This is a genomic window from Frankia canadensis (assembly GCF_900197875.1).
Lineage (GTDB): Bacteria > Actinomycetota > Actinomycetes > Frankiales > Frankiaceae > Frankia > Frankia canadensis.
Genome location: NZ_FZMO01000148.1, coordinates 1 through 9,677, shown reverse-complemented (window position 1 = coordinate 9,677; position 9,677 = coordinate 1). Strand labels below are relative to the sequence as shown.

Here is a 9,677-nt window from a genome sequence, read left to right as displayed (position 1 = left end):
ATGGAACTACACGATCAAGGCCAAGAACGACTAGCTTGTATCAATCCAGCTCCTAAGCGACTGCGTATGACCTGCTCGCGGCTCCGGGCTCCGCTGACGCTGGATGACCGGGTGGCGAAGGTCAGCCGGCGGATCGTTTGATTTGTGGATCGACTTCAATGACCTGACGAGCTCCCGGCTGTCACATGCGCTGATCTGGTCGCCCGTCCCGTGGGTGGGTGAACGGCGGACGAGCCGGCTTCCCACGATGGTGGGGAGCCGGTTCGTCCGGTGGTGTTTCAGTTGGTGTCGGCATGGGTCCGTCGGCGGGGGCGCAGGATGAGGGCTGCCAGGGTGGAGGCGACCAGGGTGAATGCCGCGGTGGTCAGGAACGCGGCGCGGGCGCCGGGGACGAACTGGCCGGGGACAGCTCCGGCGGTGTAGACGGAGACGATGACGGCGAGTCCGATGGCGCCGCCCAGTTGCTGGACCGTCTGGAGCAGGCCGGAGGCCGATCCGGCGTGCCGCGGCTCGACTCCGCCCATCACCAGGGAGGCCGCGGGCATGAAGGTCAGTCCGGCCGAGACGCCGTTGATCAGCAGGGGGCCGAGGACCGCGGTGACGTAGCCGCTGGTCGTGTCGATGTTGCTGAGCCAGACGTAGCTGGCGGTGAGGCCGAGGGTGCCGGTGATGAGCAGTGGGGCCTGGCCGAAGCGGGCCACCAGCTTGGGGGCGATGCGTGCCATGGCGAAGATGCCGATGGTCATCGGCAGGAACGCGGCTCCGGCGGCGATGGGGCCGAAGTGCAGCACCCGCTGGACGTACTGCACGACCAGGAAGAACGTCGCGATCTGGGAGCCGAAGACCAGGGTCGTCACGGCGAGACCGCCGAGGCGGCGTCGGTCGCGCAGCATGGAGGGCACCAGCATCGGGTGGGCGACGCGGCGTTCGGTGACGGTCAGTGCGGTCAGGAGGGCGACGCTGGCCGTGAGAGAGCCGATGGTCCGCGCGGAGGCCCAGCCGTGCTCGGGTGCGCCGATCAGTGCCCAGACGACGGCCACGGCCGCGCCGGTGGCGCAGAGCGCGCCGATGAGGTCGAAGCGGCCCGGGTTGCGCGGGGTTTCGGTGACGAACCGCGGGGCGAGGGCGAGCACGGCGACGCCGATGGGGACGTTGATGAACAGAGTCCAGCGCCAGGATCCGACTTCGGTGACCACGCCGCCGAGGAGGAGACCGAGGGTGCTGCCGCCGATGCCGACGGCGGCGAACAGGGCCAGGACCCGGTTGCGTGCCGCGTCGTCGCGGGCGCTGGTGGTGACCAGGGCGAGCACACCGGGTGCGGCGAGGGCTGCACCGATGCCCTGAGCCGCGCGGGCGGCGATCAGCAGGGCGGGGATCTGGGCGAAGCCGCCGAGCAGCGATGACGCGGTGAAGACACTCAGGCCGATGAGGAAGATGCGTAGCCGGCCGTAGGTGTCTCCGAGCCGGCCGCCCGTCAGCATCAGGCCGCCGAAGGCGAGGGTGTAGGCGTTGACTATCCAGGACAGGGCGGACGGGCCGAGGCCGAGGCCGGTGCCGATGCTGGGCAGGGCCACGGTGACGATGGTGCCGTCGAGGGTGAGCATCAGCTGCCCGACCAGCACGATCAGGATGCCGACCGCCGCGCGACGGCTGTCGCGCTGTGATCTGGCAGGCGATTGGGCGGACGACGTCGACGGCGTGGCGGCAGAGCTGAGCTGCGTTGTGGACATGGCGGGTCCTGTTCTGGCCTTCCGGGGCCGACAGAGTGTGAGCAGGGCGCGGGGCGGCGGTCGCGCCTGGGCCCGAGAAAAGAAGGGCGATGATCGCGGGCGTTCGCGGGCCGGCACGACGGCGTCGACGACGCCCAGGCCCGGGAAGGGATGTCTGCGGGGTGACGCGCGCCCGGCGACCCGGGCGCGCGTGCCACGGCCCGGTCGCTCAGACCTGCGCCATGCCGCCGTCGGCGAACAGCTCGATGCCGGTAATAAAGCTGGAGGCGTCACTGCACAGGAAGGCCGCGGCCTTGCCCATCTCGCGTGGGTCGGCGATCCGCCCGCCGGCGTTGGCCACGACCGCGTCGAGGTGTCCGTGCCGTGCGATGACCTCCTGGTACGCCGCCTCCACGTCCGCGAGCCTGGTGACGTCGGCCACGATGCCCGACGAGTTCGGGCCGATCACGGCGACCGCCTCGTCCAGCGGCCTCTGCGCACTGATGACCACGCGGGCGCCCTGGTCCACGAGCTCCAGGGCGATCCCCAGGCCGACACCGGACGCACCGCCGGTGACCACGGCGACCTTGCCTTCGAGTGGCAGGCTCATTGCTTCTCCTCTGGGAGGGTGTGCCCGCACCATGCAGACGATGACGGAGGTGCCCTACACTCGAAAGTGGAGGCGCCGCCGCTTCCTCCCCACCATAACTGGAGACGCCTCCAGTTAGCAACTGTGGAGGCGCCTCCACTTCATCCAGATGAGGAAGGGGCTCGCCCGTGACCACGGACACCGAGCGACCGCTACGGGCCGACGCGCGGCGCAATCGGGAGAAGATCCTCTCCGCGGCCGTGCGCGTCTTCGCCGAAGACGGGCTGGAGGCGCACCTCGAGCGCGTCGCCAAGGAAGCAGGCGTGGGCTCCGGCACCCTCTATCGCAACTTCCCGACCCGGGAGGCGCTGATCGAGGCCGCCTACCGCAACGAACTGAGCCGGCTGTGCGACGCCGCCCCCGACCTCCTGGCGGCCATGCCGCCACGCGAGGCGCTTCGCGCCTGGATGGGACGCTTCATCGACTACGCCACCGCGAAACTGGGGATGGCCGAGGCCCTTCGCGCCGTCATCGACTCCGGCGTCAACCCTTACACCCACAGCCACGAGCTGATAATGACCGCCCTCACCTCGCTCCTGGACGCCGCGACCGCCGCCGGAACCATCCGCTCGGACATCAACCCAGCCGTCCTGTTCGCCGCTCTCACCGGCGTCGCCCTCACCTCAGGAAAGCCCGAACAGCGCGAGCAGGCCGAACGCCTCCTCGACCTCGCCCTGGACGGACTCAGGTACGGCACCACCGACTGACGTCGGCCCCGGAAGTGTCGGCAAACGGTCGTCTGTCGACACCCGGCCAGCAAGCCGCCCAGCACCCCTCGGAGGGCGTCGACAAGACATCGCCAGCGGGGCGAAGGCCTCCCGGCCGAAGTTCGGCCTCGTCATGCAGCTGCTGCGCGTCGGCGACACCCTCAAGGTCACCCGCCTCGACCGGCTCGGCCGCTCCCTGCTACACCTCGTCACCCTCGGCGCCGAACTCCGCGAGCGCCAGGTGGGGCTGCATGTCGTCAAACAGGGCATCGACACCTCCACCGCCGAAGGCCGCGCCATGTTCGGCATGCTCTCCGTGCTCGCCGAATACCAGCGCGAGCTCGAACCGTACTCGCCGCCGCCGCGTCGGCTGCCGGCGCGACCGGGAATCCGGGGTGGCGCGAGATCAGCGGGAGGCCGTGACCTCGGTCCGGACACCGCCACTCATCGAGGCGGCGCGCTGCGTCGGAAGAGCGGCGACGCCGGCCGGCGTGCTCAGCGCGTGCACCAGCATCGCGTACAGCTCCTGGCGGACGAACGGCGACAGGGCGGGGGCGAGCAATGCCGCGAGCTCGCGCCGCCGGGCACGCTCCGCACGAAACCCGGCGACCTTCATCCGCAACGAGGAAAAGGATTCACGGACGTACATGGGAACTCCTCCTGTGAGAATTCCAGGGGTGACGGGCCACTGCCATCACCTCACCTTGGCTACCTGCCGGCGGACAGCGACTCGGCGGCGACGTTGCCGAACGTCTCGCGCAGCGACGGCACGACGGTGACCGCGGCGCCGGCGAGCCAGGTAGGCATCTCCCGCCACCGGAGACCAGGGCGCAGTTCCACGTCCGCGATCCGGGCGGCGGCTTGGCAGGAGGCGAGCACCGCGGCCTGGCCACCAGGATGTTCCTCGAAGCCGGCGGCGAGCGCGACTTCGACCGGTCTGCCGGCGCCGTGTGGCAGTCGCGCGACGAGCAGCTCGAGGACGCCCTTCTCACCGTGATGGTTGGCCAGTAGATGGCCACCAGCTGGAGCTGGCGCGACTGTTGGTCGCGGACGTGGCGTTCTGGTCCAAATCGGTCCGACTCTCCGGCCCGGTGTCGCCACCAGTGGGCTGACAGCGCTAGCACATACAGTCCGACGGTAGTTACCCAGGGTGTTCGACCAGGCGGGTGCTCGAGCGCAGCGGACAGGAGTGCCATCTGATGCGAACGCTTGCCGACCAGGAAGGGACAGGACGGAGCGCGCATGGCAGCTTCGGCTGGCATCGCGCGCGCCGTCGCCTGCGTGCCGCGCTCGCCCGGCGGACCCATCCACCGCTGGCCCGCCCGGGGTCCCGCGGGCGCAGGCATGTCCTCCCGCGGGTCGCTCTGATGGCTACGTTCCTGCTACCTGCGCTGGTCATCGCGCCCGGCGTGGCCCACGCGGCGCCGGTCGTGACCGCGACAATCGAGGACACCAGCGTCGGCACCGGGCCGAACCAGGTCAGCTATGCCGGCAACTGGACCGTGTGCGGCGGGTGCAGCCCGGCCACACCCAACAACAGCTTCAGCTACTCGACCAACGCCGGCGCGAGTGCCACGATCCACTTCTCCGGCACCCAGCTGAAGATCTATGGGGTCAGGGAGCCCGCCGGTGGTCTGGCTGCCGTCAGCGTCGACGGCGCTCCCTCCATCACGATCAACACCTACCTGCTACCGGCCGCGGCCGGGCTCATCTATACGTCGCCGGTACTCACCAACGGCACCCACACCGCGACACTGACCAACCTTGGACAGAACACCCCGCCGGCGAGCGCCACCGTCGTCTCGTTCGACCGCGCCGAGGCGCTCACCGACACGACTCTCCCACCGATCGACCAGCTCTCGAAGACGATCGAGGACACGACGATCGGAACCGGGGTGGACCAGGTCTCCTACACCGGTACCTGGCTGGCGTGCGGGGGATGCGTACCACCCACCCCGAACAACAGCTTCCGCTACTCTTCGGCCGCCGGCGCTGTCGCCACGGTGCGCTTCACCGGAACTCAGGTCACGGTCTACGGAATCAGGGAACCGCACGGCGGTCGCGCCTCGATCTCCATCGACTTCGGTAACGCCACGATCGTCGATACCTATGCGGCCACGTCCAGCGTCGCCCCACTGTTCGTCTCGCCGGCGCTCATCCACGGCACACACATCGTCCAGATTCTCAACCTGGGGCAGCGCAACGCCGCGTCCGACTCGACCGCCGTCGGGTTCGACCGGGCAGTCGTGGCCACCACCACGCCGCCCGTCAACCCACTGCCCCCCGGTAGCCCCAACCGCTCCGGCCAGCCGTGGCTGTCCGGCGTCAACGGAGACCCCCGCATCACGCCCGCCGACGTGGACGCGTTCTGCGCCTACCGCGGAAGCCTGTGCGACCTCGCCCACGTTTACGTCGCCCGCGACAGCTGGGCGTCGATCGTGCAGCCGTCCTTCGCGGAAACGAACTTCGCCGGCTGGCCCGGCCGGCTGGTCATCTCGGTACCACCGTTCCCGGAAAACACGGAATCCTCACTGGCGACCTGCGCGACCGGGGCGTACGACTCCTACTGGCGGACATTCGGCACCACCCTCAACACCACCGGCCGCCAGAACTCGATCATCAGGCTGGCCTGGCAGGCGAACGGCAACTGGTTCCAATGGTCCGCGATCAACGCGACCGACTACGTCAACTGCTATCGGCATATCGCGACCGCGATCAGATCCACCGCCAACCCGGATCCGATCATGGACTGGACCATCAACGCCCACTACTCCCAGCTCCCGCCGAGCCACAACCCGCTGGACATCTACCCCGGCGACGCCTACGTCGACAACATCGGCATCGACGCGTACGACCAGTACCCGCCGTCCCCGACCCTCAGCGCCTTCAACACGCAGGCCAACGCGATCGGCGGGATCACCTGGCTCTACAACTTCGCCCGCGCCCACGGCAAGACCTTCGGCATCGGCGAATGGGGAGTCGCCTCCGGCTCCGGCAACAACGGCGGCGGCGACAACGCCGACTACATCCAGTTCATGCGCGACTGGATGACAGCCCGCGCCGGGCAGGGATTCCTCTACGAGACGTACTTCAACAACTGCGACGCCGGCAACCTCGGCTCCAACCTCAACCGCCCCTACAGCACCGGCTGCATCTACCGCAACCCGAACTCCGCGGCCCGCTACACCACCCTCTGGCGAAACCCCGCCGCCCTGTGACCCGGCCCCCCGTACACCGCGGCTGATCGCCAAAGCGGTCCACCACGGATTTCTCGAAAGCCCATCCACCGGGCACTGCCCCTTCCTGTGGGGTCACCTACAGTAGACAAGTAGGCTCTGGCGTCGCGCTGACTGCCGTTCAGTTCGCTTGCGGGCAGATCGGTAAGCCCTACGTCTGGGGCGGTAATGGCGAGCCCGGGTTCGACTGCAGTGGTCTGACGGCTGCCGCCTATGCCGCCGCGGGTGTCCAGATCCCTCGTACAGCGCAGGGTCAGTACATCGCCGGCCCGCTTGTTTCAGCTGGTTGGCCCCTGCTGCCGGGGGACCTGGTGTTCTTCGGTGGCGGACCAGCCGAGGTCACCCACGTCGGCATCTTCCTTGGTATCCAGAATGGCCAGGAGATGATGGTGGACGCGCCTCACGTGGGGGCTTATGTCCGCGTCGAACCGTTTCCCGCGACGGTGGGTGCCCGATGGGGATCAGAGTTCTACCTCGGAGCGAGTACGCCGGCCGCCGGCTGACACGGGCGCGGACGGCGGACGGCGGACGGCGGACGAGGGGGAGCCTGGAGCGCCGGTTGCCGGCCTGCACCGCCCGAGCTGCGTGCACGCCGTTCAGCGAGGTGGGCCGAGTCGGTGGTCGAGGTGGCGCGCGAGGACGCGTCGGGCGTCGTCTGCTGATCGTCGGCCGCCGAGGATGGCGTTGCCGAGCCCGACCCCCAAGGCGAGGATGGCCAGCGCCTCGTCGGCGAGGTCCTGTTCCGGGGGGAGGCGCCCGTCGGCCTGGCAGGCGCGCAGTTGCTTGATCAGCCATGCCTCAAGGGCGTCGGGGTCGCTGCCGTAGGGCTGGGCCGCCAGCGAGGGGTCGGTCAGCGCGAGCGCGAAATACTGGTTGTAGAGGACGTGCAGCGACCGGCTTTCGGCGTCCAGGGGCAGCGTCGCGAGCAGGACGAACTCGATCCGCTCCCGGCCCGCGGCAGGCAGCCCGGCGGCGGCGAGGCGCGGCAGCACCCGCTCGGCGAACTGCTCACCCACCCGGCGCAGCCCGAACAGCAGCAGCTGCTCCTTGGTCTGGAAGTAGTACTGGACCAGCCGCACCGACACCCCGGCCTCGGCCGCCACCTCCCGGAACCCGGCTGTGTGCAGCCCACGTGTGGCCGCGACCCGCAGCAGCGCGTCGGCGATGTGGCGGCGGCGCTGCTCGTGGTCGACCCGTTTCGGCATCGCATCCTTTCGTGGTACAACCGTATCATGACAGCTCAGGAGGACCCGGCGGTCGGCCGGTTCCGCAGCGACAAGCAGCGTGCCAGGTTCCTGGCCGCCTACGACGCGGCGTTCGCCGCACTGTGGCCGACGCCGTGGACGGAAGCCGACGTGGAGACCGACTTCGGTACGACCCATGTGCACCGTTACGGCTCCGGCACCGGCGTGCCGGTCGTGCTGCTGCACGGCGCCAACTCCAACGCGGTCCAGTGGTACCCGTTCCTGGCCGCCCTCGGCGCCCGCTGCCCGATCATCGCGCTGGACACCCTCGGTGATCCCGGCCGCAGCGTCGCCCGCCGGCCCATCCACGACCCGCCGGACAGCGCGGCCTGGCTCGATCAGACCCTCGCTGGCCTCGATGTCGACCGGGCGCATCTGATCGGGCACTCCTACGGCGGATGGCTGGCTCTCAACCAGGCCCGCCACGCCCCGGATCGGCTCGTGAGCGTGACCGCGCTCGACCCGGGCGGGCTGGAGAAGGTCAGCGCCCGGTTCATCTGGACGATGTACCTGAATGGGATGGCCGGCCTCACCCCGGCGCCGCTACGCCGGCGGCTCGCGGTCTGGCTGGACAACCCGGTCCTGCTCGTCCCGGAACTCAAGAAGGTCCTGCTGACCGGCGCGCGGACCTTCCGCACCCGCCGGCCCGCGCCCGCACCGCTGTCCGACGAGGACCTGCGCGCCATCCAGACCCCGGCCCTCGTCTTGATCGGGCAACGCAGCCCCCTACTCCACCCCACCCGAGCCCAGGCCCGCGTGGCGCTCATGCCGCACGGCCACGCCGAGATCCTGCCCGGAGTCGGCCACGGACCGGGCTTCGAGCACGGCAGCGACGTCAACAATCGACTCCTCGCCTTCCTCGATTCCATCCAGGACCGCTCCCCACAGCGCTAAGCCTGGATGCACGGTACGGGTCGGAGCAAACGGCGAAGCCGTTCGGCGCGGATTACGCACCGCCGATCTACCTCAAGGAAACGAGTACCGGATCGCCCTCCAGGTGCTGGTCGAGAGTCGACTGGTCAGCGTCGACCAGGACAGTATTGAGATCATTCACGAAGCGCTTCTCCGCGAGTGGCCGAGGCTTCAGACCTGGATCGCGGATAACCAGGCTCGACTACGCGCGCGCGATCAGCTCCTTGCGGACGCCGGCGCCTGGGAAGCGGCGAATCGTGACGATTCCCGGCTGTATCGCGGCAAATTTCTTGACGAAGCACTGGAAAGCCTCGGCATGATGGCGGATCTCGGGGGGTCAGCGGACGAATTCCTTCGCGGGTCCATCGCCTCGTGGTCTGAAGGAGGGTCGGTGGCGGCCGGCGCCCATGCGCCGGGTGTTGATCCCGAAGCCCGGGTCTTCTTCCGAGCAGAGGCCGTTGTCGATTCCCACAGTCCGTGACCGGGTCGTGCAGACGGCGGTGAAGATGGTTCTCGAGCCGGTGTTCGAGGCGGACTTCCTGCCGTGCTCGTCCGGGTTTCGGCCCGGGCGCGACCGACCCGGGCAGCGCCACCACCACGGCCTGCAGGCCCGCGGTCACACCGAGACCAGCCAGGCTGATCAGCAGGGTGCGCCGGCCGGCGGCGTCCGCCTCCAGCGCATCGTCGATCTGGTCGGCGCTGTCATGGCTGTGTCCACCGACCAGTCCGAGATGCCGTCGCGAAGCCGTGCCCACCGCCCGCTCGCGCCACGCTCGTGTCCGTCCCGGTGCTCGTGTCCGTCCCGGCGCTCGTGTCCACTCCGGCGCTCGTGATCGTGGCGGTGTCAGCCGTGGTCGTTGCGGTGTCCGCCATGGTCATGGCCCAGACCGGATTCCATGCCCTTACCGTAACCACAAGCGATCAACGCCGCACTGTCGCACCTGCCGCCTCATCGCACCGGCCGCCGTGTCGGGTCTTAACGACGTTGCTTTCCGAGGCGCTGAGGGCTATACAGGGATTAGCACTCGGTAAGGTCGAGTGCCAACCTCTGGCGCGACGGGTGCCTGGGCCAGGACGTGGCCCATCGTTTTCGTTGCTTGGCCCCGCTGGCGGCCGGCACTCCTCCCCGCAGGCATGAGCCTCAGGAGGGTTTATCCCCATGCCAAAGATGATCGCCTTCGACGAGGAGGCTCGGCGCGGCCTGGAGCGCGGCATGAACC

At 69.3% G+C, this 9,677-nt stretch carries 11 protein-coding genes and 1 pseudogene; 7 read left to right on the top strand and 5 right to left on the bottom strand.

Going from position 1 to position 9,677, the window contains the following annotated elements:
* Nucleotides 1–278 precede the first annotated feature (278 nt).
* On the bottom strand, nt 279–1,730 hold the full coding sequence (locus C1A33_RS14070; RefSeq protein WP_101831968.1) for an MFS transporter: 1,452 nt from the start codon (nt 1,728–1,730) through the stop codon (nt 279–281).
* Nucleotides 1,731–1,938: 208 nt separating this feature from the next.
* Complete coding sequence (locus tag C1A33_RS14065) at nt 1,939–2,319, bottom strand: SDR family oxidoreductase (RefSeq protein WP_101831967.1); 381 nt, start codon at nt 2,317–2,319, stop codon at nt 1,939–1,941.
* A gap of 167 nt (nt 2,320–2,486) precedes the next feature.
* Between C1A33_RS14065 and C1A33_RS14060 the strand changes: the two genes are divergently transcribed.
* Together C1A33_RS14060 and C1A33_RS37450 are read left to right on the top strand one after the other, a co-directional pair.
* A complete protein-coding gene (locus tag C1A33_RS14060; RefSeq protein ID WP_101831966.1) occupies nt 2,487–3,065 on the top strand; it encodes a TetR/AcrR family transcriptional regulator in 579 nt (192 codons plus the stop codon).
* A gap of 88 nt (nt 3,066–3,153) precedes the next feature.
* Nucleotides 3,154–3,396 (top strand): annotated as a pseudogene (locus C1A33_RS37450) (recombinase family protein); the annotation flags it as partial.
* A 75-nt stretch (nt 3,397–3,471) separates the two neighbouring features.
* On the opposite strand, the gene C1A33_RS34175 reads toward C1A33_RS37450, so the two are convergent.
* Both C1A33_RS34175 and C1A33_RS34890 read right to left on the bottom strand, forming a co-directional pair.
* On the bottom strand, nt 3,472–3,714 hold the full coding sequence (locus C1A33_RS34175) for a hypothetical protein (protein WP_133150667.1): 243 nt from the start codon (nt 3,712–3,714) through the stop codon (nt 3,472–3,474).
* Between the two features lie 59 nt (nt 3,715–3,773).
* Nucleotides 3,774–3,905 (bottom strand): glycosyltransferase family protein, encoded by a 132-nt coding sequence (locus C1A33_RS34890; protein ID WP_207770307.1) that lies wholly within the window; start codon nt 3,903–3,905, stop codon nt 3,774–3,776.
* A gap of 21 nt (nt 3,906–3,926) precedes the next feature.
* Here C1A33_RS34890 and C1A33_RS34885 point away from each other — a divergent pair, with 21 nt between their 5' ends.
* The 3 genes from C1A33_RS34885 (at nt 3,927) to C1A33_RS14045 (ending at nt 6,804) form a co-directional block, all read left to right on the top strand.
* On the top strand, nt 3,927–4,076 hold the full coding sequence (locus tag C1A33_RS34885; RefSeq protein WP_165818380.1) for a hypothetical protein: 150 nt from the start codon (nt 3,927–3,929) through the stop codon (nt 4,074–4,076).
* A 188-nt stretch (nt 4,077–4,264) separates the two neighbouring features.
* The gene (locus C1A33_RS14050; RefSeq protein ID WP_243407531.1) at nt 4,265–6,283 is read left to right on the top strand and encodes a glycoside hydrolase family 26 protein; all 2,019 of its coding nucleotides are present in this window, start codon (nt 4,265–4,267) and stop codon (nt 6,281–6,283) included.
* A gap of 128 nt (nt 6,284–6,411) precedes the next feature.
* Nucleotides 6,412–6,804 (top strand): C40 family peptidase, encoded by a 393-nt coding sequence (locus tag C1A33_RS14045; protein ID WP_341477226.1) that lies wholly within the window; start codon nt 6,412–6,414, stop codon nt 6,802–6,804.
* Nucleotides 6,805–6,897: 93 nt separating this feature from the next.
* Here C1A33_RS14045 and C1A33_RS14040 read toward each other — a convergent pair whose 3' ends face one another.
* On the bottom strand, nt 6,898–7,506 hold the full coding sequence (locus C1A33_RS14040) for a TetR/AcrR family transcriptional regulator (protein WP_101831965.1): 609 nt from the start codon (nt 7,504–7,506) through the stop codon (nt 6,898–6,900).
* A 27-nt stretch (nt 7,507–7,533) separates the two neighbouring features.
* On the opposite strand from C1A33_RS14040, the gene C1A33_RS14035 reads away from it, so the two are divergent.
* On the top strand, nt 7,534–8,439 hold the full coding sequence (locus tag C1A33_RS14035; protein ID WP_101831969.1) for an alpha/beta fold hydrolase: 906 nt from the start codon (nt 7,534–7,536) through the stop codon (nt 8,437–8,439).
* Nucleotides 8,387–8,938, top strand: a complete 552-nt coding sequence (locus tag C1A33_RS38350; protein ID WP_341477225.1) for an nSTAND1 domain-containing NTPase — start codon at nt 8,387–8,389, stop codon at nt 8,936–8,938. Before C1A33_RS14035 ends, C1A33_RS38350 begins: the two co-directional genes overlap by 53 nt.
* Nucleotides 8,939–9,677: the final 739 nt, after the last annotated feature.

Coding starts and splice junctions, on each gene's coding strand:
- C1A33_RS14070 (WP_101831968.1), bottom strand. CDS start 1,730: ATGTCCACAACGCAGCTCAGCTCTGCCGCCACGCCGTCGACGTCGTCC.
- C1A33_RS14065 (WP_101831967.1), bottom strand. CDS start 2,319: ATGAGCCTGCCACTCGAAGGCAAGGTCGCCGTGGTCACCGGCGGTGCG.
- C1A33_RS34175 (WP_133150667.1), bottom strand. CDS start 3,714: ATGTACGTCCGTGAATCCTTTTCCTCGTTGCGGATGAAGGTCGCCGGG.
- C1A33_RS14050 (WP_243407531.1), top strand. CDS start 4,265: ATGCGAACGCTTGCCGACCAGGAAGGGACAGGACGGAGCGCGCATGGC.
- C1A33_RS14040 (WP_101831965.1), bottom strand. CDS start 7,506: ATGCCGAAACGGGTCGACCACGAGCAGCGCCGCCGCCACATCGCCGAC.
- C1A33_RS14035 (WP_101831969.1), top strand. CDS start 7,534: ATGACAGCTCAGGAGGACCCGGCGGTCGGCCGGTTCCGCAGCGACAAG.